This is a genomic window from Streptomyces sp. WELS2 (assembly GCF_013870595.1).
Taxonomy (GTDB): Bacteria; Actinomycetota; Actinomycetes; order Streptomycetales; family Streptomycetaceae; genus Streptomyces.
The window spans coordinates 1-22873 of record NZ_JACBWZ010000023.1 but is presented as its reverse complement, the minus strand read 5'-3'; the positions used below and the strand labels follow the sequence as shown (position 1 = coordinate 22873).

Sequence of the window (22873 nt, the reverse complement as noted above, 5' to 3'; positions counted from 1 at the left end):
CAGCAGCGATCTGGCCGTGTACGGCGACACGGCCAGCTCCTGCCGGGCCTCCGCGAGCAGCTGCGGATCCCCGTCGGGGGACGCGCTCGCCCTCGCGCTGCGCCTGGTGAAGCCCTCCTTGCCGAAGATGTCCAGCAGGGTGAGCGAGAAGTACGCGTAGGCGGACGCCTCCACCAGCAGTCTGGAGGTCTCCGCCCCGAGGGCCGGCGAGCCGCCGGAGAAGTCGAACCGGCGCCGTCCTTCCGCGAAATCGGTGAGTTCCCGGCGCAGGGCGCGCATATCGCCGGGCCTCGAGTCCAGGCGCGCCATGAGCCTCCGGAAGGACTCCAGCACCGGACTGGCGGCCTCGGTCCATTCCTGCCGGCCGAGCAGGACACGGAAGCCCGACAGGGTCTCGTACAGCTCGTCGAGGACGAGGGTGCGGGCGATGTCCGACAGCTCGAGCGTACGGGCCTTCTTCCTCGTCTCCCAGACGCGGCGGCCGTAGCGCACCAGGTCCCTCGGGATGCCTCCGGACAGGGCGTGCACCAGGACCACGTACGGGAGCGATATGCCCGGGGCGCGCTTCTGCAGGATCATCCCGGACTGGGCGAGGGTGCCCGGCTGCACGTGGACGACGTCGTCCAGGGAACTGTCGGTGGCGTCCCGGTAGGGCAGCCCCCTGCGGACGAACGCGGCTCCTACGTCCTCGGCCACCGACACCAGGTAGTGGACGTGGGGGACGCCGAAGACGGCCTTCACCTCACCGAGGAAGGCGAGCGCCTTCGCGTCACTGCCCAGCCGGTCCAGTTCGTCGATGGCGATGACGGTCCGTTTGCCCTGCAGGGACCTGGTCCGCGCGATGTCCGCCAGCAGCTCCCGGAAGTCCGCGACGAGCGCGGGGAGGTTCGGCGGAACGGTCGTGACGGCGGTGGCGTGCGAGCTGCCCAGGGAGACGACCGGGGCGGGGCCGAGCGTGAGGGTGGACGTGCTGCTCTGGACGGTCTGCAACCGGTACAGCTGGTTGCGGCACCGCCTCACCAGGTGGGGCTCGCCCGGCCTGGGACTCCACTTGCCGATCTTGATGAGCGCCGTTCCGGTCAGCACGGACAGCACACGCACCGGGTTGTCGGCGTCGGTGACCAGGGCGCGCAGGGCCTCGTGCCGGACGTAGACATAGGCGACGCCCGCCACGCTCAGCAGCCGCCAGGCCGCGTGAACCCGCCGGCGGGGGATGTCCCACCGGCCGACGGACACGTGCCCGTCAGCGCCGGAGTCGGAGAACAGGTACACCAGCGCGCAGATCATGAGGGACACGGACGCGAAGTCGTCCGCCAGGAGCCGGTCCCAGCCGCGCTCCAGCTCCGGGTCGCGGAAGACGGAGACGACCGGTACGGCCACCAGGACCAGCCCGCAAGCGGCGGTGCCCCACGCCCACAGGTCCTTGAGCGTCCGCAGCACGACCCGGTTCCTCCTGGCCCGCCAGACCATCACGCCCAGCAGGGCGAGTGCCAGCCCCGCTCCGATGTTCTCGCCCCGCCAGACGTCGGTCACCAGGCTCGTGACCTCGTCCAGGTAGTGACGCGTCCGCTGGGTGAGGAGCCGTCCGTGCCGTTGTTCCAGGGAGCGCATCGCGGCGAAGGTGCCGAGGCCGATCAGGAGGACCGCCGGAACGGCGTAGGCCATCCATCCGGTGGCGCGCCTCAGCCAGGGCAGCACGCGCCGCAGGGCTCGCCCCGTGGTGGTGATCCGCGTGAAGTCGGGGACCTGGTACCCCTCGCTTTTGATGTAGCGCTCGCACAGGGCGGAGAACAGGGAGACGAGGAAGTCCTGCGGGGTGAAGGTCGCCGGTGCCGAGGTGATCACCGAGAAGTCGTTCTCGGCGACGCAGTGTTCGAGCAGCGTGGTCTTCCCGGAACCCCTGGGGCCGCAGATGGCGATGGTTCCGCCGTCCATGTGTCCCATTTTGCGGGTGAGTTGTTCGGCTCCCACGCTGGGCACGAAGTAGGCGTGGCCCGCGCTGGTCCGGAACCCCTCATAGCTGTCCGGGAACAGCAGTTCGTCCGGGTCGTCCCCGAGCAGGGCGTCCAGCACCCGTTTCATCAGCGGTTCGACTCCGTTGCCCCGGAGGTCCTCCGCCCAGATGTTCCCCGCCCGGCCGGCCCGCAGGGAACGGAACGCCCCCACCGGGGACAGACACAGGTACACCAGCGCAAGGCCCAGGGTGCGCCGGCCCTCGGCGCGCGACAGTGCGGCCAGGGCCGCGGCCACGGTCAGGGCCGCGCCCACGTAGACCACGGCTTCCGGTTTGTCCTGTAACCACAGCAGCAGCGTGACGAAGCAGAGCGCCAGGGGGCTGCCGGTCCGCCAGTTCCAGGTCATCGCCCGCAGGCGGCTCGCCTGGTCGGCTTCGGTCCGCCGGGACCCGGACAGCCGGGTGCGGAAGATCTCCAGTGTCGCCCGGGCCGGCTCCAGGGCGCGGATGACATTGGCCTCGGCGGCCAGGGCGGACCGGACGGCCTCGGCGGTGGCACCCGGGCGGGCGCCCAGGCGCCTGACGATGTCCGGCTCGTCGAGACAGAGTTCCACGGCCTCGCCGTAGATCTCCGCTTCTTTGCGGTCCGCCCAGACCACACCGAGCAGCCGCTCGTAGAGCGAGCGGTACTGGTCCTCCATAGAGCCCCCTCCGCGCCGGGCCTGGATCATAGTGAGGCCCGCCCGCCGGAGACAGCCTTCGTACGCGCACGGACGCGCGCCTACGACCGGCACGGAAGAAGGGCCGGCGGCCCTGTGACCGCCGGCCCTTCCGCGGAAAGGGAAGCCGCGCCTACAGCACCGGCAGGTTCTTCCGCAGCTCGAACGCCGTGACCTCGCTGCGGTACTCCTCCCACTCCTGGCGCTTGTTGCGCAGGAAGAAGTCGAAGACGTGCTCGCCGAGGGTCTCGGCGACCAGGTCGCTGCCCTCCATGAGGGTCAGGGCCTCGCCGAGGTTCTGCGGGAGGGGCTCGATGCCCATCGCGCGGCGCTCGGCGTTGGACAGGGCCCAGACGTCGTCCTCGGCGCCCGGCGGGAGCTCGTAGCCCTCCTCGATGCCCTTCAGGCCGGCGGCGAGGAGGACGGCGTAGGCCAGGTAGGGGTTCGCGCCGGAGTCCAGGGAGCGGACCTCCACGCGCGCCGAGCCGGTCTTGCCGGGCTTGTACATCGGGACGCGGACCAGGGCGCTGCGGTTGTTGTGGCCCCAGCAGATGTACGAGGGGGCCTCGCCGCCGGCGCCCGCCGTGCGCTCGGAGCCGCCCCAGATGCGCTTGTACGAGTTCACCCACTGGTTGGTGACCGCGGAGATCTCGGCGGCGTGCCGGAGCAGGCCCGCGATGAAGGAGCGGCCGACCTTGGAGAGCTGGTACTCCGCGCCGGACTCGTAGAACGCGTTGCGGTCGCCCTCGAAGAGCGAGAGGTGGGTGTGCATGCCGGAGCCGGGGTGCTCGGAGAACGGCTTCGGCATGAACGTGGCGTGGACCCCCTGCTCCAGCGCCACCTGCTTCATCACCAGGCGGAAGGTCATGATGTTGTCGGCCGTGGACAGCGCGTCCGCGTAGCGCAGGTCGATCTCCTGCTGGCCGGGCGCGCCCTCGTGGTGGGAGAACTCCACCGAGATGCCCATCGACTCCAGCATGGTGATCGCCTGGCGGCGGAAGTCCATGCCGACGTTGGTCGGGGTGTGGTCGAAGTAGCCCGAGTTGTCCGCCGGGGTGGGGCGGGAGCCGTCCAGCGGGCGGTCCTTCAGCAGGAAGAACTCGATCTCGGGGTGGGTGTAGAAGGTGAAGCCCAGGTCGGAGGTGCGGGCGAGGGCCCGCTTGAGGACGTAGCGCGGGTCGGCGAAGGACGGGGAGCCGTCCGGCATGAGGATGTCGCAGAACATGCGGGCGGTGCCGGGGGTCTCCGCGCGCCACGGCAGGACCTGGAAGGTGGCCGGGTCCGGCTTGGCGATCATGTCGGACTCGTAGACCCGGGCGAAGCCCTCGATGGCGGAGCCGTCGAAGCCGATGCCCTCGTCGAAGGCCTGTTCCAGTTCGGCGGGGGCCACGGCGACGGACTTGAGGAAGCCCAGCACGTCCGTGAACCACAGGCGTACGAACCGGATGTCGCGCTCCTCCAAGGTCCGGAGCACGAACTCCTGCTGCTTGTCCATCTTCCGCTTCCCCATCCTTGCTGGTCAGGCCGCCTGTCCCCGTACTGCGGGAGGCGGTCGGGCACCTGAGCATCCCACCACAACAGCATTTCACGCGCGTTGCGGAGTCCGATCGCCCGAGCGTCCTCGCGCCGAAGGCCTGCTGTACGGCACGTGTACCGTTCTCCCGCCCATCTTGCCTGCCCGCACCGGCATCCGTAATGGGCGGTCGGCCCGGACCGCACGGCGCGGTGCCCGACGGCCGCTCCCCCGCCGGCCGCGGGGTCCGCGGAACGTCCGCGCGGCGCCGGGAGGCGGCCTCGGTCACCCGTACAAGCGGGCCGGCTCAGCGAGGGGCATCGCGCAGATCACGGCTTCCGGTCGCGGGCGTCGCCGGACGTCCGGCTTCCCGGGGCTTGCCCGGCCTGTCGGCGAGCTTGAGCCAGACCACCCCGGCGATGATCACGCCGAGCCACACGGCCTGGACCGCGGTGAGGGTCTCGTCGAAGAGGACGGGACCGAGCAGCGCCGCGCCGGCCGCCCCGATCCCCGCCCAGACCGCGTAGCCGACGCCGACGTCGATGGTGCGCAGCGCGACGCTCAGCGCCCACAGGGTGAGCAGGAAGAACACGACGGCGACCAGTGACCAGGACAGCCGGGTGAAGCCGTGACTGCCGCCGACGGAGAGCGCGTAGCCGATCTCGAAGACTCCGGCGAGCAGGAGCGTGAGCCAGGAGTTGGCCGGGGAGCGGCCGGGGTCGGACATGCGGGTGGGTCCTCTCGTGAAGGTGGGCGGATCCTCGTGAAGGTGGGTGGATCCGAAGGCGGGTGGAGGCGGGCGGGCCCCTCAGGCGGCGCCGCTGAGCTGGAGGCCGACGACACCGACGATGACGGCGAGGACGCCGAGGCCCTTGCGCCAGTCCAGGCGCTGACCGAAGAGCAGCGCGCCGAGCAGGGTGATGCCGACACCGGCGACGGAGGTCCAGAGGGCGTAGCCGACGCCGACGTCGAAGGTCAGCAGCGCCTTGCTGAGGAAGAAGGTCCCGAGGGCACCGCTGACCAGGGTCACGGCGGTCCACTTGCGGTTCTTGAAGCCCTCGGCCTTGCCGGCCGCTATGGCGACGGCGATCTCGAAGATGTCCGCGACAGCGAGGTAGAGCCACTGCATGGGGAGTCCTTGTGTCGTATTTGCTTGTACGTGCAAGTTCACGGAGCCATGAATCCCCGGCGACAGGGGATCCGGGAGCAGGGCACGAAGCTTGCATGAACATGTATCTTGTTGTCAACGCGCCGCTGAGAAGGAGCCGCACCCATGACCACGACCTCCCATACGCCGGCCGCCGCGTCCGACCAGGCCATGTGGGGGAAGGTCCTCGCCCTGCACGCACACGTCGAGCGCCGGCTCGCCCAGGCCCTGCAACGCAGGCACGGCATCGGGCTCTCCGAGTACCGCGCCCTGGAATGCCTGGCCCAGGCGAAGGACGGCGAGCTGCGCATGCAGGAACTCGCCGACAAGGTCGGGCTCGGGCAGAGCTCGGTGACCCGGCTGGTCGGCAGGCTCTTCGCGGCCGGTTTCGCCTTTCGCGACCTGTGCCCGGGGGACAAGCGCGGTGTCTACGCCGTCATCACCGACGAGGGCAGGGAGCGCTACGCCGACGCCCGCGGCACCTACTCCGAGGTCCTGAGCGCGGCACTGAACACCGTCGGCGCCACTCCCGAGCTGGCCGGCACGGTCCAGGCGCTGCGCGGCGCCCGCTGACACGGGGGTGAGCACGGGGGTGAGGGATTCCACGCCCGGTTAATTTGCATCTCAGATGCAACTTTTCATAGCGTGGCGGAGACCCTACATCTCCTGAGGAGTCGTGATGCTGACCGAACAGTCCGCAGCCACCGTCCGTGCCACCCTGCCCGCCGTCGGCGCGGCCATCGGCGAGATCACCGAGCGGTTCTACGACCGTCTCTTCGCCGCCCACCCCGAACTGCTGCGGGACCTGTTCAACCGCGGTAACCAGGCCGCCGGCACCCAGCGGCAGGCCCTCGCCGGCTCCATCGCCGCGTTCGCCACGTACCTGCTGGACCACCCCGACCGGCGGCCGGACGCGATGCTCGCCCGCATCGCCCACAAGCACGCCTCCCTGGGCGTGGCGCCGGAGCAGTACCAGGTCGTCCACGAGCACCTGTTCGCCGCGATCGTCGAGATCCTCGGCGAGGCCGTCACCCCCGAGGTGGCCGCCGCCTGGGACGAGGTCTACTGGCTGATGGCCAACGCGCTCATCGCGATCGAGAAGCGGCTCTACGAGGAGAGCGGCGGCCCGGGCCCGCGCCGCTGGGAGGTGGTCGAGCGGGTCGAGGAGACCGCCGACGTCGTCACCTTCCGGCTGCGCCCGGCGGACGGCGGCCCGGTCAGGGCCTTCCGGGCCGGTCAGTACGTCTCCGTCGGCGTCACCCTGCCCGACGGCGCCCGGCAGATACGGCAGTACAGCCTGACCGGGGCACCGGCCGAGTCGGTGCGCCAGTTCAGCGTCAAGCGGGTGCACGGGGACGCCACGCCCGACGGCGAGGTCTCCACCCACCTGCACGCGCACGTGCGGCCCGGTGACGTCCTGGAGCTGTCCGAGCCCTACGGCGACCTCGTCCTGGACGCCGGTGACGACACCCCGGTGCTGCTCGCCTCGGCGGGCATCGGCGTGACCCCGATGATCGCGATGCTGGCCGACCTCGCCGCCCGCGGCCACCGCGGCCCGGTCACCGTGGTCCACGGCGACCGCTCCCCCGCCGACCACGCCCTGCTCGCCGACCACACCGCCTACGCCGGCAAGCTGTCCGACACCGACGTGCACTTCTTCTACGAGCGGGACGCCGAGCCGGGCACCCGCACCGGCCTGGTCGACCTGGCGGACATCGCCGTACGGCCCGGCACGCGCGCGTACCTGTGCGGTCCGCTGCCGTTCATGCGCGCCGTCCGCGCCCAGCTGATCGGCAAGGGCGTGGCCCCGGCCGACATCCACTACGAGGTGTTCGGCCCCGACCTGTGGCTGGCGCAGGGCTGACAGCGCCTCAGTCCCGTTCCTTCGGCCCCCGCGAGATTTCAAGCAGCAGGGGGCCGGTCGGGTCGGTGACGAGGTCGGAGACGGTGACCGGGTCCAGGCTGGCGAAGAACGCCTCCTGGGCCCTTCGCAGTGCTCCCCGCAGCAGGCAGCCGGAGCGCAGCGGGCAGCCCGGCGTGCCCTCGCAGTCCACCACGTCGCCCTCGCCCTCGAAGGTGCGCACCACCGCGCCCACGGATGTCGTGCGGCCCTTCTCCGTCAGCGCCAGCCCGCCGCCCCGGCCCCGGCGGGCGTCGACCAGGCCCAGGTGCTGGAGCTCGGCGACCACCTTCGTGGCGTGCGTGTACGGCACCTCCATGTCGGCGGCGACCTGGCGGGTCGTGGGGGTGGCGCCGGCGGCGACCGCGAGTCGCATCAGGACGCGCAGGGCCAGGTCGGTGGAGCGCAGCAGCCGCATACGGCGAGCGTAGGTAATGCGCATCCTGGCGCCAAATCATCCGTACCGCCGTGCGATCCCTACGGAAGGCGGCCCATTCCGCATTACGATCAGCGAGCCCCACCCGTCCCCACCCACTCCTCAGCAGAAGGACACGTCTCATGGGCTCCGGCAAGAACAGCAGCACCGCCGCGCGCAAGGCGCGCATAGACGAGATGCGGCGCGCCGAGCGTGCCCGGGAACGCCGCAACCGGATCCTCGTCATCGCCGCCAGCGTGGTGGTCGTCGCCGGTCTCGTCGTGGGCGGCGTGGTGCTCGTGAACTCGCAGTCGGACGGCAAGGACTCCACCGCGAGCGGTGACGCCAAGGGCTCCGGCGACTCCGGCCACTTCACCACCGGCAAGGACGGGGTGCGGACCTGGTCGGGCAAGCTGTCCCGCACCCATGTGACGACCAAGGTGTCGTACCCCATGCACCCGCCGGTCGGCGGCAACCACAACCCGATCTGGCTGAACTGCAACGGTGACGTGTACACCGCGCCGGTGCCGGAGGAGAACGCCGTGCACTCGCTGGAGCACGGCGCGGTCTGGGTGACGTACACCGCCAAGGCGCCCAAGGCGGACGTGGACGCGCTCGCGGCGAAGGTGAAGAGCACGCCGTACTCGCTGATCAGCCCGTACGAGAACCAGGACGCCCCGCTGCTGCTGTCGGCGTGGGGACACCAGGTGGCGGTCAAGAGCGCGAAGGACCCGGAAGTGGACAAGTTCTTCGAGACGTACGTGCAGGGTGCCCAGACGCCCGAGCCGGGCGCCTCGTGCACCGGCGGGGTCACGAAGTGAGCGGGCGTTCCATCGGCTGGGTCGCCGGGACCGCGGCGGCGGTGCTCGTCGCGGCCGGCGCGATCACCTACGCGGTCGCCCAGGACGGCGGCGGTCAGGAGACGCGGACGCCGGACGCGCGGTCGGCCGACGCGGGGTTCGCACGGGACATGGCCGTCCACCACCAGCAGGCCGTCGAGATGTCGTACATCGTGCGGGACCGCACGAAGAACGAGGAGGTGCGGCGGCTCGCGTACGACATCGCGCAGACGCAGGCCAACCAGCGCGGGATGCTGCTGGGCTGGCTGGATCTGTGGGGGCTGCCGAAGGTGTCGGCCGATCCGCCGATGACCTGGATGGGCATGGGCGACATGCCCGCCGGCAAGGACGGCGCGCTGATGCCGGGGATGGCCACGAACACCGAGCTGAAGAAGCTCCAGTCGCTGGACGGCAAGCAGGCGGAGGTCCTCTACCTCCAGCTGATGACGGACCATCACAAGGGCGGCATCCACATGGCCGAGGGCTGTGTGGACAAGTGCACGGTCGGGGTGGAGAAGCGGCTCGCGCAGGGCATGGTGGACGCCCAGCAGTCGGAGATCGAGCTGATGGCGGGGATGCTCAAGGAGCGGGGCGCGCAACCGCGTTCGTGACACAAGGGGCGAAGCGGTCTGAAATGAACGCCCTTTGATCTTCTCTTGACTTTCCCGTTCCCCTGGCATGAACGGTTCATCGCGAGAGTGACCCCCATCGTGTGATCCACCGCGCGGCTCCACCGCCGCGGACCGGGCGCGGATCGCATGACGCACCAGCCACTACATGCATGCGAACCGCATCGCAGGGGGTTCTATGAGATCCGACCGCGCCACCATACGCGCCGGTGTGAGCATGGCAGCGACACTGCCGCTGATCGCCGGCGCGCTGGCGCTGGGCATACCCGCGGCACACGCCGCCGACAGCCCCGCACGCGTCGTACTGAAGGGCACCAAGCCGCTGTGGGCCACGGCCAAGGCGGACCAGGGCGCGACCCCGGACAGCGCCCGGGTCAAGGCCCGCGTCTACCTGGCCGGCCGGGACGCGGCCGGCCTCGCCGCCTACGCCAGGGCGGTGTCCGACCCCGCCTCCCCGCTCTACGGCAAGTACCTGAACGCCAAGCAGGTCCAGGCCCGCTTCGGCGCCACCAAGGCCCAGGTGGCCGCCGTGAAGTCCTGGCTGACGTCGGCCGGTCTGACCGTCACCGAGGTCACCCCGCGCTACGTCGCCGTCTCCGGTGACGTGGCCGCCGCCGAGAAGGCCTTCGGCACCCAGCTGCACGACTTCGCCAAGGGCGCGAAGACCTACCGCGCCCCGGCCGCGACGGCCTCCGCGCCCGCCTCCCTCAAGGGCGCCGTCCTCACCGTCACCGGCCTGGACAACGCCCCCCACAAGGCGCGCCACGCCGACCAGCTCCCGCCCCCCGACGCGGTGTTCAAGAACTCGGGCCCGTTCTCCTCGTACTACGGCTCGAACCTCGCGACGACGCTCCCGGACGCCTACGGCCGGACGATCCCGTACGCGGTCAAGGGTTACACCGGCAAGCAGCTGCGCGCCGCGTACGGCGCGGGCACGTACACCGGCCGCGGGGTGCGCATCGCGATCACGGACGCGTACGCCTCACCGACGATCGCCTACGACGCCGCGCAGTACGCGGCGAAGAACGGCGACGCGGCCTGGAAGACCGGCCGGCTGCACCAGGTGCTGCCGAAGAACTACACCAAGACCGAGGAGTGCGGCGCGGCCGGCTGGTACGGCGAGGAGACCCTCGACGTCGAGGCGGCGCACGCGGTGGCGCCGAACGCGGACATCACCTACGTCGGCGCGGCCTCCTGCTACGACGACGACCTGCTGGACTCCCTGGGCAAGGTCGTCGACAACCACCTGGCCGACATCGTCTCCAACTCCTGGGGCGACATCGAGGCCAGCCAGACGCCGGACCTCGCCGCCGCGTACGACCAGGTCTTCCAGCTGGGCGCCGTGCAGGGCATCGGCTTCTACTTCTCCTCCGGCGACAACGGCGACGAGGTCGCCAACACCGGCACCAAGCAGGTCGACACCCCCGCGAACTCGGCGTGGGTGACGGCGGTCGGCGGTACGTCGCTGGCGGTCGGCAAGGGCGACTCGTACCTGTGGGAGACCGGCTGGGGCACCGAGAAGTCCTCCCTGTCGGCCGACGGCAAGACCTGGGCGAACTTCCCCGGCACGTTCACCTCCGGTGCGGGCGGTGGCACGAGCAAGACGGTGCCGCAGCCGTACTACCAGAAGGGCGTGGTGCCCGACTCCCTGGCCAAGGCGAACAGCACCGCCGGCAACCGGGTGGTCCCCGACATCGCGGCCATCGCCGACCCCAACACCGGGTTCCTGGTCGGCCAGACGCAGACCTTCCCGGACGGCACGGAGCAGTACAGCGAGTACCGCATCGGCGGCACGTCGCTGGCGGCGCCGGTCATCGCGGCGGTCCAGGCCCTCGCCCAGGAGGCACGCGGCGGCGCACCTCTCGGCTTCGCCAACCCCGCGATCTACGCCAAGTACGGCAAGCGGGGCGTCTACCACGACGTCACCGACAACCCCACGGGCTCCGGCCTCGCGGTGGCCCGCGTCGACTTCGCCAACGGCCTCGACGCGACGGGCGGCCTGCTGTACTCGGCCCGCACCCTCGGCCACGACAGCTCTCTGTCGGCGGTCAAGGGCTACGACGACGTGACGGGCGTCGGCTCCCCGGCGAACGGGTACGTGCAGTCGTTCCGCAAGCGGTAAGCGTGTAGACCGGCTGGGGGCGTGGGGCACTGCCTCACGCCCCCTTCGCGTCGCCGGCGCTCTGAACGAAAGACCGACAACCCGCTTCCGCCGAGAATATGGTGGGCCGCGTGAGCGACCGCTGGGGCTGCCCGACTACTTCGGCGAAGGCGTCCCCGGGTGACTGTCAGGCCTCGCGACCCCGTGCAGCCGCGCTGCTACGGTTCGATCGCCTCTTGGAAGGTTCGGTTCGTGACCTCGTACGTCTGCCCCAGCTGTGACATCGACTTCGGTTACCCGCAGGGCCTGTCCATCCACCAGGAGCTCGGCTGCGAGTGGGGCGACGACGAGACCGGCGGCGACGCCAGGTACTGCTGCGGCATGATCTATGAGGATGGCGAGTCCACCTGCCGAAGCTGCGGGGAGCCGCTGTAGCTCTGCCCCGCTCAGGCGGCGGCCGTTCAGCCGGACAGCCTCACTCATTCACCAGCCCGAGGGAGCGCAGGGTGCCCGGCGGTACATCGGCACCTTCCAGCGCGTCGGCGAGCCGCAGGGCACGGTCGGCGATGAGTAGGTCACGGGGTTCTTCGGGTACGCCGTGGCCGGCGCGGGCCAGCCATGCGGCGATCTCGCGCCAGGAGTAGAACTCCGTTCCGCCAGAGGAGGCTTCCGGCTCCGGGAACCCGGGGCGCCGGGCCAGTTCGAACAGCTCCTGTCCACAGCGCTGGGCCGCTTCCGCCAGCGTCACGGTAAATCACGGCAGGACACCACCGACCGCGACGTGGAAACGACGGTGTGCGACACGTGGGCCGCCGTGTCGCTCGCTACCGCGACTTGAGCGCGGTGATGAAGGGGGTCCAGGCGGTGGCGGGGAGGATGAGGGTGGGGCCGTCGGGGCGCTTGGAGTCCCGGACGGGGACGAGGCCGGGGATGTTGTCGGCGACCTCTACGCAGTGGCCGCCGTCACCGTTGCTGTAGCTGCTCTTGAACCAAAGAGCTTCACTCAAGTGCATGTGGTTGCTTGCCATTTCGGTAGTCCTCAGCTACTTGCTCAATGTGCTTCAGGGACGCTTCCGGATCCAGCGCAGCGGCCCTGAGACGACCGTATGCCTTCGAGTACTGCTTCACGAGTGCTGGATCATCGATCAACTGACCGCTGTACATCCCCTCGGTGTACATGACTGGCGGCGCATCAGCAAAGGTCATGAACCTCGCCATGCCCATCATGAAGGGATGGGCACCCATTTTCCGCGGTACAAGTTGCGCAAACGCTCGGCGGTAGCGCAGCACATCCACGATGTGGGCCAGCTGTTCCGCCATTTCGTTTGGTGGAAGGATCGGCTGCAGCAGGACTGTCTCATGTAGGACGATCCAGCTCTCGGGCGAGTCCTTGTCCTCGTAGAGCCACGCACGACCACGGCGATCAGCCACCTTGGCCGCCAACCTCTCCTCGGACTCTGCGGGGAATGCAGACAAGACCACGGCCCTGATGTACGGCTCCAGCTGAAGCGGTCCCGGGATCAGCATCGGATCCCACTCCTCGAACTCCTGCCCGTGCTTCTCCAACTCAAGTACGTCTGCGAAGTACTCCGCGTGACTACTCTTCCTCGCCTTGCGCACGTCCTCGCAGCGGCGTTCGAAGAAGCCGTCCGTTCCCAGGACTCGATCCGCGTGGCGGGCCAAGTCGAGGGGCATGCGTCGCTCCCCGCGTTCGATGTCGCTGAGGTAGGTCTTGCCGTAGAAGCTGCCCTCGAGGAACGCCTCCAGCGACAGGCCCGCCGCCTCCCTCTTCCACCGCAACTCCTTGCCGTAGAAGGTGGGGACGCTGATCGAACCGTCGATGTCCTTGCCGCGAGCCATGGCTCATCCTCCTCCGCTGCCGTGATCGCGAACGCGAAACCCCTTTCACGGTAGCGAGGTCGGCGACATTCTGTGAGGCGTTCGTCACACACCGCACAGAAGAGAAGGTTGCAGCCCCCACATGTCCGACCACTCCCCCGCGCCCTGCGTCGTCACCCTGTGCGTAGAGGAACTACGCGCAGCCCTCGCCCTGCACGGCATCACGCTTCCGTCCCTCGATGTCGACCTGCCGAGCTTCGCCGATTCGCACAGCCCCGGTCTCGTCTCGCTCGGGAACTGCAACACGACCACGGCGCGGGCCCTGGCCACCGTGCTGCGGAAGGCGGCGGACCAGTGATCACGTCCCTGGAGTTCCAGCTGCTGGCGACGCCGAAGGCCGCGCCGGATCTGCGTCACCGGTTGCGGGAGCACGGGTACGACGTCCGTCTGTGTGCGACCGAGTTGCTGACCAACGTCATCGATCACTTGGGTGACGGTACGCCGGTGACCGTACGGGTCATCGGTACGGCGGCTCGGCACGGCCGTACCCGTATCGAGGTGACCGATCCTGATCCGCGCGCGTTGCCCGTGCTCCTCTCCGCCACGGAGTCGGAGGAGTCGGGGCGGGGTCTGGCGCTCGTGGATGCGTTGGCCGAGTGCTGGGGCGTGATGCAGGGGCCCGACTGCAAGACGGTGTGGTGTGAGCTGAGGAACTGAAGAAGTGGCCGGCTGAGCCAGGTCGGGCCCTACCGTCGACTACGCTCGCATCCTGGGTCGCCCCCCAATGGGCCCCAACGAGGCGGGGCCCCGGGTGGGTCGTTTTGGAATGGTTGTTCACGAACGAACCCCACAAGCCCTGGCCGCCACCCCCTCCTCCCCCACCGGGCCGCAGGCCGCTAAGCCTGCCCGGCGTGCTGGCGAGGCGCGAGCGCGCACCCCTCCCGACAGGACGGCACAGCTCACCCATGGGCCCGGTACCGGACTGGGCCACTGTTCCTCCGGGCCGCTCGCTCGCTTCTGCCCCGGGCTGGAGCGAGGTGGGTCAAGGGTGGGCCGCAGGCCCATCGCCGAAGGCGACGCGGAACGCGCCCTTGACCCACCTCGCGGAAGCCCGACACTGACCAAGAAGCGAGCGGCCGACGGCCACTTCGTCCCCAGGGGCGCACAGACCAAGCCCCACCAGCCCACGGTTACTTTGGAACACATGGGCATCGAGATAGAGCTGCGGCGGCAGAACACCGTCGTACGGCGGTCGTACGAGCACGGAGAAACCCTCGCCCTCGCACTGGACACACTCGTCCCGCCGGGACAGGGCCGGCTCTCGCAGATCGACCCCTACCGCGACACCCGGTTCACCGAGAGCGACGCCCAGGCCGCCCTCCCCGAGGTCACCGCGCTGCTACGCGAGTGCACCAGCCCCTTCCAGGAGGCCGCCCTGCGCGACCTCGCCGAGATGCTGGAGGCCTGCGCCGCGACACCCGGCGGGTGTCTGTGGTTCATCGGTGACTAGGAGTCTCCACGGCCGACGGCACGTGCGCGGCCACCACCCGGCCCGTGTGCCCCACGGCCCGCCGGCGGTCCACCCCGTACGCCACACCGGCCACACCCAGCCCCAGCACCGCCAGCACCGCACCGGCCAGCGCGGGAGACGTCGTACCGAAGCCCGCCGAGAGGGCCACGCCGCCCAGCCACGCACCACCCGCGTTGGCCAGGTTGAACGCCGCCTGGTTGGCCGAGGAGGCGAGGGAGGGGGCCGCCGACGCCTTCTCCATCACCATCAGCTGGAGCGGGGAGCCCGTGACGAACGCCGCCATGCCCAGCAGGGCGACCGCCAGCGCCGCGCTCCACTCCGCCCGCATCAGCAGGGGGAACAGGAGGAGGACCAGCATCAGGGACGACAGGCCGCCGAACAGGGTGGCGCGCAGGGAGTGGTCCGCCAGGCGGCCGCCCAGCAGGTTGCCCGCCGTCGCGCCCACGCCGAACAGGGCCAGCAGCAGGGTCACGCTGGTCTCCGCGTAGCCCGCCGCGTCCGTCAGCATGGGGGTGACATAGCTGTACGCCGCGAACAGCGCGCCGAAGCCCGCCACGGTCGTACCGAGGGCCAGCCAGACGGGAAGGGAACGCAGGGCCGCCAGTTCGCCGCGCAGGCCCGCCGTGGGAGCGGGCGCGTGGTCGCGGGGGATCAGCAGCGCCAGCGACGCTATCGCCGCCACACCGATCGCGCTCACCGCGAGGAACGTCGCACGCCAGCCCAGGTGCTGGCCCATGAGCGTCGCGGCGGGGACGCCCGCGATGTTGGCGACGGTCAGGCCGAGGAACATCAGGGACACCGAGCGGGCCTTGCGCTCCGGCGGGACCATCGCCGTGGCGACCACCGCGCCCACGCCGAAGAAGGCGCCGTGCGGCAGGCCGCTGAGGAAGCGGGCGGCCAGCAGGGAGGCGTTGCCGGGGGCGAACGCCGACAGCGCGTTGCCCGCCACGAACAGGGCCATCAGCGCGATCAGCACCGTACGGCGGGACATGCGGGCGGTGAGCGCGGCCAGCAGCGGGGCGCCGATGACCACGCCCAGCGCGTACGCCGAGACCAGGTGCCCGGCGCTGGGGATCGAGATGTGCAGGTCGTCCGCGACGTCGGGCAGCAGGCCCATCATCACGAACTCGGTCGTACCGATGCCGAAGGCGCCCACGGCTAGGGCGAGCAGGGCCAGGGGCATGAGGGACCTTTCAGAGCGGAAGTGGGGGGACGGAAAGTCTCGCAGTATGTTCCCGTGCCGAACAAACGCTCTCAGGGTCGGTATTCCAGCGGGTTACGAGCCTGTGTCCAGCTTCACACGGGCCGCCACCGGCAAGTGGTCGCTGTCGGTGCGCGGCAGCGTCCAGCTGCTCTCCGGCTCCGCGCCCCGGACCATGATCTGGTCGATGCGGGCCATCGGGAACGACGCCGGCCAGCTGAAGCCGAAGCCGCTGCCCGCCGCGCCCTGCGTGGAGCGCAGCTGGGAGGTGACGGCGTTCAGCGAGCGGTCGTTCATGGTGCCGTTCAGGTCGCCCAGCAGCACCACCCGGCGCAGGGGCTCGTCGGCGATGGCCTCGCCGAGCGCGTCGGCGCTCTTGTCCCGCTGCCGCGCGGTGAACCCGGCCTCGATCTTCACCCGGACGGACGGCAGGTGGGCGACGTAGACCGCGACCGGGCCCTCGGGGGTCGCCAGGGTGGCGCGCATCGCCCGCTTCCAGCCGAGCTTGATGTCGACGGCGCGCACGTCGGTCATCGGGTACTTGCTCCACAGCCCGACCGTGCCGACCACCGCGTGGTGCTTGTACGTCGGCTCCAGCGCCTTCTCGTAGACGGGGACGGCGGAGGCGGGCAGCTCCTCCAGGGCCAGTACGTCGGCGCCGGACGCGGCCACGCCGGTGGCGGTGGCGGCCGGGTCGGGGTTGTCGGCGTTGACGTTGTGGGTGGCCACCATGAGATCGCCGCCGCCGCCCGTCTTGTCGGTCAGCAGCCCGCCGAAGAGGTTCAGCCACACGATCGCCGGCAGCAGTACGGCGATGAGCGCGATCGCCGACTTGCGCACCACGCCGAGCACCAGCAGCACCGGGATGGCCAGGCCCAGCCAGGGCAGGAAGGTCTCGGTGAGGCTGCCGAGGTTGCCCACCGTGTTGGGGATGCGGGAGTGCACCAGCATCACCAGGGCGAGCAGCAGGGCCAGCGCGGTGAGCACGGCGCCGCGGCGCCAGACGCGCGGGTCGCCCCGCCAGCCGGTGAACAGCCGGTGTGCCAGGCGTCGGAGCCGGGACCCCGGTCGCTCGGGCCCCGAGCCGCCGTCCGCCGTCTCCGTCATGTACGCCTGCTGCGCCATACCGTCTGCCTCACTGCCTGCCGTGCACACCGTTCATCCCCCGTAGTCCCGACCCTAGGGGATGATCGGCTCCGTTCCGCCGTCCCATGACGGCCGTACGGAAGACGAGGACGTGCGATGCGGTGGCGGGAGTTCCGGTCGGGCCCCGGACGGGCGGAGTCTGTGACGAAACGCGCACACGAGTGCTACGAGGCTGTGGAGCTGACGGGTCGTAGGCCGGCCAGGACCGAGTCGACGACCTGTTCCGCGAGGTCCTCGCCCAGATCGGCCTCGGGGCGCATGACGGAGCGGACCAGGATCGGCCCGACGAACAGGTCGTTCGCCAGGTCCACGTCGACGTCCGCGCGCAGTTCGCCGTTGCGCTGCCCGCGGCGCAGCACGTCCAGGACGAGCCGGCGCCGGGGCTCTATCACGTTCTCGTGGTACGCGGCCCAGATCCTCGGGTTGGTCTTCATCTGGACGTGCACGTTGTGCAGCAGGAGCGAGGAGCGGCTGGCCAGTCCGCGCTGGCGCAGGTTCTCCAGCAGGGCGAGGAGATCGTCGCGCATGGAGGTGCCGGGGAGTTCCGGCTCGGGTGGCTCGGCCGCGCGGACCACCTCGACGAACAGTTCCTCCTTGCCGCTCCAGCGGCGGTAGATGGTGGCCTTGCCGACCCCGGCGGTGCGGGCGATCCGCTCGATGGACAGCTCCGCGAGGGGCACGCCCTCCTCCAGGAGCTTCATCACCCCTTCCAGGATGGCGCGCTCCGCGGCTTCGCTGCGCGGGCGGCCCCGCACTGGTGCGTCCGGTCGCGGCCGGCTGCCGGCAAGGCTCACGTCGTTCCGTCCTCTCGGTGTGCTGCGGTGATTGTCCCGCAGCGGCCTCCTCCCCCGGTCGAACCGCGCCCGGCCCCGGCGTCCGCCGTGGTGCCGTACCCGGTCCGGTTCCCCCGTCGTGTCCCGCCGGCGCCAGGACCCGGTGTCCCGCGCGTTCCCGTGGCAGCGCGCCCGGACCCCGGTGTCCTGGGCGTCCCGTGGGAGCGCGCCCGGACTCCGTGGTGTCCCGCGCGCCCCTGCCGCCGCGCCCGGACCTCACTCCATCGCGGCGACCATCTCCTGTTCCTTCTCGCCCTGCGGCGCGGCGGGCGTCCGGCCCGGCAGGAACAGGGCCGTCACCACGGCGCCGACCAGCGCCACGCCCGTGCCGCACAGCGCGGTGACGTGCATGGCGTGCAGGAACGCGTCGTTGGCCGGGGTGACCAGGGCCTCGCCCCGCGGGCCGAGCTTCTCGGCGATGCCCAGGGTGGCCTCGATGGACTCCGCGGCGGTGTCGCGCAGGTTCGGCGGCAGCGCGCCGAGCTTGCCCTCGATGCCGTTGCGGTAGGAGGTGGCGAGGACCGAGCCGAGGACGGCGATGCCGAGGGCGCCGCCGACCTGGCGGAAGGTGTTGCTCAGCGCGGAGGCGGAGCCGGCCTTCTCCCGGGGCAGCGCCTGCATGATGACGACCGAGGTCGGGGTCATGATGTGCGCCATGCCGGTGCCCATCAGGAAGAAGACGACCTCCAGCAGCCAGATCGGGGTGTCCGCCTCGAAGCCGGCGAACGCGGCCAGCGTCGCGGCGATCAGCAGCAGGCCGCCGGTGGTGGTGGCCCGGTTGCCGAAGCGGTCGACCAGCAGCCGGGCGCGCGGCGCGAAGATCAGCTGGGCGACGGCGAGCGGCAGCATCAGCAGGCCGGACTCCAGCGCCGAGTAGCCGCGCACGCTCTGGGTGTAGAAGACGCCGAAGAACGTGACGCCCATCAGCGCGAAGAAGACCAGCGCGATGGCGCTCATGGCGGCCGAGAAGACCTTGTTCCTGAAGTAGGTGACATCCAGCGAGGGATGGTCGCTGCGCTTCTCGAAGATGACGAAGACGGCCAGGACGACGACGCCGCCGATGGTGGTCGCGAGCACCTTGGGGTCGGTGAAGTCGGCCAGCTCGCCGCCCTTGATGATGCCGTAGACCAGCAGGACGAGGCCGACGACGGACAGGACGACGCCGATGGGGTCGAGGCGGCCCGGCTTCGGGTCGCGGGAGTCGGGCACCAGCCAGGCCATCAGGATCAGCGCGACGACCACGATGGGCACGTTGATCAGGAAGACCGAGCCCCACCAGAAGTGGCCGAGCAGCGCGCCGCCGGTGATCGGGCCGATGGCGATGGCGAGGCCGACGCCGCCGGCCCAGATGCCGATGGCCTTGGGCTGCTCGTGCCGCTCGAAGACGTTCATCAGGACGGCCAGGGTGGCGGGCATCACGAAGGCGGCGCCCAGGGCCATCACCGCGCGGTAGGCGATCAGCTGGTTCGGCGAGCCGGACTCGGCGGCGAGCGCGGAGCCGATGCCGAACACCAGGGTGCCGCCGAGCAGCACCTTCTTGCGGCCGAGCCGGTCGCCGATGAGTCCGGCGGTGAACAGCAGACCGGCGAAGACGAGGGTGTAGGAGTTGATCGCCCACTCGATCTCGCTCTGGGTGGCGCCGAGACCGGTCGGCGCCGGGGTCGCGATGGTCTTGATGGCGACGTTCAGGATCGAGTTGTCGAGGACGACGATCAGCAGGGCGAGCATCAGCACGCCGAGGATGGCCCAGCGGCGCCGGTGCACGGCCTCCGGTATTCGGGAGGCGGGGACGGGACTTGTCATGCGTCCGAGCCTACGATCTTTACGATACGGAACGGTCTCGTATTCTATTTTCTTTACCAAGGCCTTACGCGGGAACGCGGTTCGAAGCGGCGCGGGCCGTGGCGCGCGGGACGACCGGGCCCCCTCTGGCCCCGGCCGGCACGAGGTGCCACCATGGAGGGGATCCGGGGACGCCGTCAGGGCGCCTCGAGATGACGTAAGGAGCCGTTGCAATGACGCAGCTTTCGGCTGCCCAGACGAAGCCCTCCGACGGCAGCAAGGCGCTGTACGGGGGGAAGGGCACCCGCCGCATCACCGTCCGCGACATCGCCCTCGCCAAGGAGCGGGGCGAGAAGTGGCCCATGCTCACCGCCTACGACGCGATGACCGCGTCCGTGTTCGACGAGGCCGGGATCCCGGTGATCCTGGTCGGCGACTCGGCGGGCAACTGCCACCTCGGGTACGAGACCACCGTGCCCGTCACCCTCGACGAGATGACCATGCTGTCGGCCGCCGTGGTGCGCGGCACGCAGCGCGCCCTCATCGTCGGCGACCTCCCCTTCGGCTCGTACCAGGAGGGCCCGGTGCAGGCGCTGCGCTCGGCGACCCGGCTGGTGAAGGAGGCCGGGGTCGGCGCGGTCAAGCTGGAGGGCGGCGAGCGCTCGCACGAGCAGATCCGGCTGCTGGTGGAGTCCGGCATCCCGGTCATGGCGCACATCGGGCTGACCCCGCAGTCCGTGAACGCGATGGGCTACCGCGTACAGGGCCGTGGCGAGGAGGCGGCCCAGCAACTGCTGCGCGACGCGAAGTCCGTGCAGGACGCGGGCGCGTTCGCGGTGGTGCTGGAGCTGGTGCCGGCCGAGCTGGCGGCCGAGGTCACACGGGTGCTGCACATCCCGACGGTCGGCATCGGCGCCGGTGCGGAGACGGACGCGCAGGTGCTGGTGTGGACCGACATGCTCGGCCTGACCTCCGGCCGGGTGCCGAAGTTCGTGAAGAAGTACGCGGACCTGCGCGAGGTGATGACCGGCGCGGCCAAGGCGTTCGCCGAGGACGTGGTCGGCGGCGCCTTCCCGGCGGAGGAGCACTCCGTCCACTAGTCCACCGCGGCACCACCGGACGGCCCGTCGATCTTCCCCCCGTCGGCGGGCTGTCCCCTTTTCCGGCCGGAAGGCTCCCGGCGGCTCCGGCACGCAAAGCCTTGGCCTCAACTTCCCCGTCAGGTGCGGAAGTTGTAACGGAGTGGCGTCGAATTCGGCGCGAGGGCTCCCCCCTTCCCGGCTCAGTGGTGCACTTGACAGTGTGGGCCGTCTCACACTCGGGGGAGAGACAATGAGCCAGCCACCGGCCGTCTGCGCCGACTGTTCCACCGCCACCGTGCCCGGGGCGGCCTTCTGCGGCGCGTGCGGGGCCACGCTGACCGACGCCGGGCACCCGGACACGGACCACCCGGCGCCCCGCCTCGCCGTACCCCGCTGGACCGGCGGCCGGGACCTGACCCGGTACATGTGCGCGGCCGTCTTCCTGGACCGGCAGTACGCCGACTCCCTGATCAGGGACGTCGCCGCCGAACCGCACCTCGGCGTGGCCCCGGCCCCGGGGTGCGACGTACCCGTGGTCCTGCGCTACGCCTACGAGGCCAACGCGCGCCGGCACGCCAGGGACCTGCTGCTGGCCGTCGAGTCGCTGGTGCTGCTGCTCGGGCTGCTGGTGATCCACAGTGGCCTCGCCGTGTTCCTCATGCTGCTGGCCGGCTGGCTGACCACGCTGGTCTTCGCCCTGTCCACCCAGTACGGCGAGCGCCTCCAGCGGCTGCGGCCCGACCGGTTCGACCCGGCGCAGGCACCGCCGCCGCCCAACGAGTCCGCCGCCCGCCGGCTGCGCCAGATCGACGAGTACGCGCGCGGCAACCTCACCGTCTACAGCGGTTTCTCGCCGTTCACCGGATACGGCCAGGAACTGGACTCCTGGTCGCTGACCTTCGACGTGACCGCCTCCGGACGGGAGGGCGTACGGCCGCGGGACTTCGACGTCGCGGACCTGTACGCCCACATCGCCCGGCGGGTCGGCGAGCTGGCGCTGCCCTGCCTGGAGCTGGAGGAGCGGGTGTTCGTGGAGGGCTCGGCGCTGCTGGGCGACACCCGCTTCCTGCCGGACCCGCTCGGCCGCCCGGTGGCGCGGATCGGCGCCGACCGGCTGGACGCGCTGAAGCGGAGCCCGGAGGAGACCGCCCGCGCCTATCTGGTCACCCACTCCTCGGGCTGGGGCGGGGAGCTGGTGACCTCGGTGTTCCTGCGGCTGGTGCGCTCGGACTCCAACCTGTTCGTGGAGGCCCTGCCCACCGTGCTGTGCCCGCTGCTGGACCGCTACCGGACCATCGACTCCCTGATGCCGGCTCCCACCCCGCGCGAGTTCCTCTCGATGGCGCTGCAGAACCTCGTCAGCACCCCGTTCGTGATGATCGCCTCGCCGGCCCGCGCGGTCACCGGCTTCTTCCCGGACTTCGGGATGCGCAAGCGGCTGAAGAAGCAGCACCGGCAGATCACCCGGCTCGGGGTGTTCGACTACGGGGCGCGCAAGAGCGTACGGCAGCTCGCCTCCGCCACGGACCACCAACGCTACTTCCAGAAGGTCGACTCCGGCATGGTCCTCAAGACCGTCGAACGGCGGATCCTGGACGCCCTGGTGGAGTTCGCCGTGGAACACGACATCGACGCGGGTGACCTGATCAGGCGTCAGGAAACCATCATCAACAACGGCATCATCGCCACCGCGGGCGCCAAGGTGGAGTCGAGCGCGGTCGCCTCGGGCGACAAGTCCCGCATCTCGGCCATCCTCAAGAGGATCCCGCGGCCCAACACCGACTGACAGCCACCGCACACGCAACGGACGAACGGGGACCGGCATGCACCAACGCAGCAACGACGGCGTCATCGCGACGGGGAACGCCCAGGTGAGGAACACGGTGGTGGCGAGCGGCAGCAACGCCCGCGTCGACTTCCGGGTCATGGAGGAGGAGCCGGAGCGGGCCGGGGGCCGCCCGCCGACCCCGCAGGAGATCAGCGACCTGCTGGCCCGGTTCGTCGAGGAGCTGCGCCGCTCGGACCACCCGGAGCGGGAGGACCTCGCGGAGTTCGCCGAGGACGCGCGCGAGGAGCTGGCCGCGCCCGAGCCCCGTACGGGCAAGCTGCGCCGGGTCGCGAAGGCGCTGGTGGAGGCCGTGCCCGGGTTCACCGCGCTGGCCTCGCTCGCGGTGACCATCGAGGAAGCCGTCCGCGGCCTGTAGACGGAGAGCGGGGGGCCATGCACTTCTGTGTTCACTGC

24 protein-coding genes are annotated in these 22873 nt (G+C 70.7%); 12 read left to right on the top strand and 12 right to left on the bottom strand.

The genetic code is table 11. The features are described from left to right. The 4 genes from H5J33_RS03005 to H5J33_RS02990 all read right to left on the bottom strand — a co-directional run. Window positions 1-2655: P-loop NTPase fold protein (locus H5J33_RS03005; RefSeq protein WP_181793224.1), on the bottom strand; the 2655-nt coding region annotated here is incomplete at its 3' end. 151 nt (window positions 2656-2806) lie between these two features. Next, window positions 2807-4168, bottom strand: a complete 1362-nt coding sequence (gene glnA, locus H5J33_RS03000) for a type I glutamate--ammonia ligase (RefSeq protein WP_030791417.1) — start codon at window positions 4166-4168, stop codon at window positions 2807-2809. A gap of 325 nt (window positions 4169-4493) precedes the next feature. Beyond that, window positions 4494-4913, bottom strand: coding sequence for a multidrug efflux SMR transporter (locus tag H5J33_RS02995; RefSeq protein WP_181793223.1), 420 nt, complete (start codon window positions 4911-4913; stop codon window positions 4494-4496). Between the two features lie 81 nt (window positions 4914-4994). Continuing rightward, complete coding sequence (locus tag H5J33_RS02990; protein ID WP_181793222.1) at window positions 4995-5315, bottom strand: multidrug efflux SMR transporter; 321 nt, start codon at window positions 5313-5315, stop codon at window positions 4995-4997. A 144-nt stretch (window positions 5316-5459) separates the two neighbouring features. Here H5J33_RS02990 and H5J33_RS02985 point away from each other — a divergent pair, with 144 nt between their 5' ends. Beyond that, window positions 5460-5906 (top strand): MarR family winged helix-turn-helix transcriptional regulator, encoded by a 447-nt coding sequence (locus H5J33_RS02985; RefSeq protein WP_181793221.1) that lies wholly within the window; start codon window positions 5460-5462, stop codon window positions 5904-5906. Window positions 5907-6012: 106 nt separating this feature from the next. After that, window positions 6013-7197 (top strand): globin domain-containing protein, encoded by a 1185-nt coding sequence (locus H5J33_RS02980; protein WP_181793220.1) that lies wholly within the window; start codon window positions 6013-6015, stop codon window positions 7195-7197. A gap of 7 nt (window positions 7198-7204) precedes the next feature. Here H5J33_RS02980 and H5J33_RS02975 read toward each other — a convergent pair whose 3' ends face one another. Beyond that, window positions 7205-7651: an Rrf2 family transcriptional regulator gene (locus tag H5J33_RS02975; RefSeq protein ID WP_181793219.1), complete on the bottom strand. Its 447-nt coding sequence runs from the start codon at window positions 7649-7651 to the stop codon at window positions 7205-7207. Between the two features lie 140 nt (window positions 7652-7791). On the opposite strand from H5J33_RS02975, the gene H5J33_RS02970 reads away from it, so the two are divergent. The 4 genes from H5J33_RS02970 to H5J33_RS02955 all read left to right on the top strand — a co-directional run bounded on the left by H5J33_RS02970 (window position 7792) and on the right by H5J33_RS02955 (window position 11652). Continuing rightward, window positions 7792-8469: a DUF3105 domain-containing protein gene (locus H5J33_RS02970; protein WP_181793218.1), complete on the top strand. Its 678-nt coding sequence runs from the start codon at window positions 7792-7794 to the stop codon at window positions 8467-8469. Continuing rightward, the gene (locus H5J33_RS02965) at window positions 8466-9098 is read left to right on the top strand and encodes a DUF305 domain-containing protein (protein ID WP_181793217.1); all 633 of its coding nucleotides are present in this window, start codon (window positions 8466-8468) and stop codon (window positions 9096-9098) included. Before H5J33_RS02970 ends, H5J33_RS02965 begins: the two co-directional genes overlap by 4 nt. A gap of 196 nt (window positions 9099-9294) precedes the next feature. Beyond that, the gene (locus tag H5J33_RS02960) at window positions 9295-11238 is read left to right on the top strand and encodes a protease pro-enzyme activation domain-containing protein (protein WP_181793216.1); all 1944 of its coding nucleotides are present in this window, start codon (window positions 9295-9297) and stop codon (window positions 11236-11238) included. 231 nt (window positions 11239-11469) lie between these two features. After that, on the top strand, window positions 11470-11652 hold the full coding sequence (locus H5J33_RS02955) for a hypothetical protein (RefSeq protein ID WP_181793215.1): 183 nt from the start codon (window positions 11470-11472) through the stop codon (window positions 11650-11652). A 40-nt stretch (window positions 11653-11692) separates the two neighbouring features. Here H5J33_RS02955 and H5J33_RS02950 read toward each other — a convergent pair whose 3' ends face one another. The 3 genes from H5J33_RS02950 to H5J33_RS02940 all read right to left on the bottom strand — a co-directional run bounded on the left by H5J33_RS02950 (window position 11693) and on the right by H5J33_RS02940 (window position 13077). Then, window positions 11693-11965 carry a hypothetical protein gene (locus H5J33_RS02950; RefSeq protein ID WP_181793214.1) on the bottom strand — a complete coding sequence of 91 codons (273 nt, stop codon included), beginning with the start codon at window positions 11963-11965 and terminating at the stop codon, window positions 11693-11695. A gap of 76 nt (window positions 11966-12041) precedes the next feature. After that, the gene (locus tag H5J33_RS02945) at window positions 12042-12245 is read right to left on the bottom strand and encodes a DUF397 domain-containing protein (protein WP_181793213.1); all 204 of its coding nucleotides are present in this window, start codon (window positions 12243-12245) and stop codon (window positions 12042-12044) included. Further along, window positions 12217-13077, bottom strand: coding sequence for a helix-turn-helix transcriptional regulator (locus H5J33_RS02940; RefSeq protein ID WP_181793212.1), 861 nt, complete (start codon window positions 13075-13077; stop codon window positions 12217-12219). The genes H5J33_RS02945 and H5J33_RS02940 overlap by 29 nt, the downstream gene beginning before the upstream one ends. A gap of 121 nt (window positions 13078-13198) precedes the next feature. Between H5J33_RS02940 and H5J33_RS02935 the strand changes: the two genes are divergently transcribed. The 3 genes from H5J33_RS02935 (at window position 13199) to H5J33_RS02925 (ending at window position 14566) form a co-directional block, all read left to right on the top strand. After that, the gene (locus H5J33_RS02935; RefSeq protein ID WP_181793211.1) at window positions 13199-13414 is read left to right on the top strand and encodes a hypothetical protein; all 216 of its coding nucleotides are present in this window, start codon (window positions 13199-13201) and stop codon (window positions 13412-13414) included. After that, complete coding sequence (locus H5J33_RS02930; RefSeq protein ID WP_309485301.1) at window positions 13411-13773, top strand: ATP-binding protein; 363 nt, start codon at window positions 13411-13413, stop codon at window positions 13771-13773. Before H5J33_RS02935 ends, H5J33_RS02930 begins: the two co-directional genes overlap by 4 nt. Before the next feature lie 487 nt (window positions 13774-14260). Continuing rightward, on the top strand, window positions 14261-14566 hold the full coding sequence (locus H5J33_RS02925; RefSeq protein WP_181793210.1) for a hypothetical protein: 306 nt from the start codon (window positions 14261-14263) through the stop codon (window positions 14564-14566). Here the strand turns inward: H5J33_RS02925 and H5J33_RS02920 are convergent. The 4 genes from H5J33_RS02920 to H5J33_RS02905 all read right to left on the bottom strand — a co-directional run bounded on the left by H5J33_RS02920 (window position 14553) and on the right by H5J33_RS02905 (window position 19570). After that, the gene (locus H5J33_RS02920; RefSeq protein ID WP_181793209.1) at window positions 14553-15770 is read right to left on the bottom strand and encodes an MFS transporter; all 1218 of its coding nucleotides are present in this window, start codon (window positions 15768-15770) and stop codon (window positions 14553-14555) included. The two genes, H5J33_RS02925 and H5J33_RS02920, sit on opposite strands and share 14 nt — an antisense overlap. Before the next feature lie 93 nt (window positions 15771-15863). Then, window positions 15864-16913: an endonuclease/exonuclease/phosphatase family protein gene (locus tag H5J33_RS02915; protein ID WP_181793208.1), complete on the bottom strand. Its 1050-nt coding sequence runs from the start codon at window positions 16911-16913 to the stop codon at window positions 15864-15866. Between the two features lie 185 nt (window positions 16914-17098). After that, window positions 17099-17728 carry a TetR/AcrR family transcriptional regulator gene (locus tag H5J33_RS02910; RefSeq protein WP_181793207.1) on the bottom strand — a complete coding sequence of 210 codons (630 nt, stop codon included), beginning with the start codon at window positions 17726-17728 and terminating at the stop codon, window positions 17099-17101. Between the two features lie 255 nt (window positions 17729-17983). Then, entirely contained in the window at window positions 17984-19570 is a 1587-nt protein-coding gene (locus tag H5J33_RS02905) for an MFS transporter (protein WP_220211891.1), read from the bottom strand. Between the two features lie 212 nt (window positions 19571-19782). Between H5J33_RS02905 and panB the strand changes: the two genes are divergently transcribed. The 3 genes from panB to H5J33_RS02890 all read left to right on the top strand — a co-directional run bounded on the left by panB (window position 19783) and on the right by H5J33_RS02890 (window position 22835). Next, complete coding sequence (gene panB, locus H5J33_RS02900) at window positions 19783-20649, top strand: 3-methyl-2-oxobutanoate hydroxymethyltransferase (protein WP_181793206.1); 867 nt, start codon at window positions 19783-19785, stop codon at window positions 20647-20649. Between the two features lie 232 nt (window positions 20650-20881). Then, the gene (locus H5J33_RS02895; RefSeq protein WP_181793205.1) at window positions 20882-22417 is read left to right on the top strand and encodes a zinc ribbon domain-containing protein; all 1536 of its coding nucleotides are present in this window, start codon (window positions 20882-20884) and stop codon (window positions 22415-22417) included. A 37-nt stretch (window positions 22418-22454) separates the two neighbouring features. After that, on the top strand, window positions 22455-22835 hold the full coding sequence (locus H5J33_RS02890) for a hypothetical protein (protein WP_181793204.1): 381 nt from the start codon (window positions 22455-22457) through the stop codon (window positions 22833-22835). The last annotated feature ends 38 nt before the right edge of the window (window positions 22836-22873 follow it).

Bases quoted from the DNA above. Each gene is read 5' to 3' on its own strand.
- H5J33_RS02895 (WP_181793205.1), top strand. From the start codon at position 20,882: ATGAGCCAGCCACCGGCCGTCTGCGCCGACTGTTCCACCGCCACCGTG.
- H5J33_RS02920 (WP_181793209.1), bottom strand. From the start codon at position 15,770: ATGCCCCTGGCCCTGCTCGCCCTAGCCGTGGGCGCCTTCGGCATCGGT.
- H5J33_RS02905 (WP_220211891.1), bottom strand. From the start codon at position 19,570: ATGACAAGTCCCGTCCCCGCCTCCCGAATACCGGAGGCCGTGCACCGG.
- H5J33_RS02925 (WP_181793210.1), top strand. From the start codon at position 14,261: ATGGGCATCGAGATAGAGCTGCGGCGGCAGAACACCGTCGTACGGCGG.
- H5J33_RS02995 (WP_181793223.1), bottom strand. From the start codon at position 4,913: ATGTCCGACCCCGGCCGCTCCCCGGCCAACTCCTGGCTCACGCTCCTG.
- H5J33_RS02970 (WP_181793218.1), top strand. From the start codon at position 7,792: ATGGGCTCCGGCAAGAACAGCAGCACCGCCGCGCGCAAGGCGCGCATA.
- H5J33_RS02935 (WP_181793211.1), top strand. From the start codon at position 13,199: ATGTCCGACCACTCCCCCGCGCCCTGCGTCGTCACCCTGTGCGTAGAG.
- H5J33_RS02985 (WP_181793221.1), top strand. From the start codon at position 5,460: ATGACCACGACCTCCCATACGCCGGCCGCCGCGTCCGACCAGGCCATG.
- H5J33_RS02890 (WP_181793204.1), top strand. From the start codon at position 22,455: ATGCACCAACGCAGCAACGACGGCGTCATCGCGACGGGGAACGCCCAG.
- H5J33_RS02980 (WP_181793220.1), top strand. From the start codon at position 6,013: ATGCTGACCGAACAGTCCGCAGCCACCGTCCGTGCCACCCTGCCCGCC.
- H5J33_RS02915 (WP_181793208.1), bottom strand. From the start codon at position 16,913: ATGGCGCAGCAGGCGTACATGACGGAGACGGCGGACGGCGGCTCGGGG.
- H5J33_RS02990 (WP_181793222.1), bottom strand. From the start codon at position 5,315: ATGCAGTGGCTCTACCTCGCTGTCGCGGACATCTTCGAGATCGCCGTC.
- H5J33_RS02945 (WP_181793213.1), bottom strand. From the start codon at position 12,245: ATGGCAAGCAACCACATGCACTTGAGTGAAGCTCTTTGGTTCAAGAGC.
- H5J33_RS02975 (WP_181793219.1), bottom strand. From the start codon at position 7,651: ATGCGGCTGCTGCGCTCCACCGACCTGGCCCTGCGCGTCCTGATGCGA.
- H5J33_RS02940 (WP_181793212.1), bottom strand. From the start codon at position 13,077: ATGGCTCGCGGCAAGGACATCGACGGTTCGATCAGCGTCCCCACCTTC.
- panB (WP_181793206.1), top strand. From the start codon at position 19,783: ATGACGCAGCTTTCGGCTGCCCAGACGAAGCCCTCCGACGGCAGCAAG.
- glnA (WP_030791417.1), bottom strand. From the start codon at position 4,168: ATGGACAAGCAGCAGGAGTTCGTGCTCCGGACCTTGGAGGAGCGCGAC.
- H5J33_RS02960 (WP_181793216.1), top strand. From the start codon at position 9,295: ATGAGATCCGACCGCGCCACCATACGCGCCGGTGTGAGCATGGCAGCG.